This is a genomic window from Dichelobacter nodosus (assembly GCF_001263335.1).
Classification (GTDB): Bacteria; Pseudomonadota; Gammaproteobacteria; order Cardiobacteriales; family Cardiobacteriaceae; genus Dichelobacter; species Dichelobacter nodosus.
In genome coordinates, this window is record NZ_LGVW01000004.1 from 1 (window position 1) to 367 (window position 367).

Consider the following 367-nt stretch of genomic DNA (forward strand, 5'->3'; position numbering starts at 1 on the left):
GTTGGAAAACTTGCTGGCTGCGGGCGACTCGCCAATGATGTTGATAACCGTTTAACATCTTTTGCAAATTGCGCTGCTATTTGTGGCTCTGGTTTAAAAACCTTATCCCAAAGCGCTTGAGTTTCGTTCTTCTCTTTATCCATTGAGCATCTCGATTATTACGTTCATCTTGTAATATCCTTGGGATTACGCGTTTTCTCATTTTGGGTATGACGAACATTGACTTTGACGGCTTTCATTAGAGTGTCTTCAATAATAAGCGGGTGTTGTCCTTGAACAGCCAGCATGGCTTTTTTATCCAAAATAAACCCTGCTGCAGTTGCAGAACGTTCCATCAAATCCCATTGCGTAATCGCGCCTTGCGTTG

At 42.8% G+C, this 367-nt stretch carries 1 protein-coding gene; it reads right to left on the reverse strand.

What is annotated here, in order from left to right; genetic code table 11:
• Positions 1-164 precede the first annotated feature (164 nt).
• The coding region (locus AKG33_RS07310; RefSeq protein ID WP_161802441.1) for a hypothetical protein at positions 165-367 on the reverse strand (203 nt) is incomplete at its 5' end.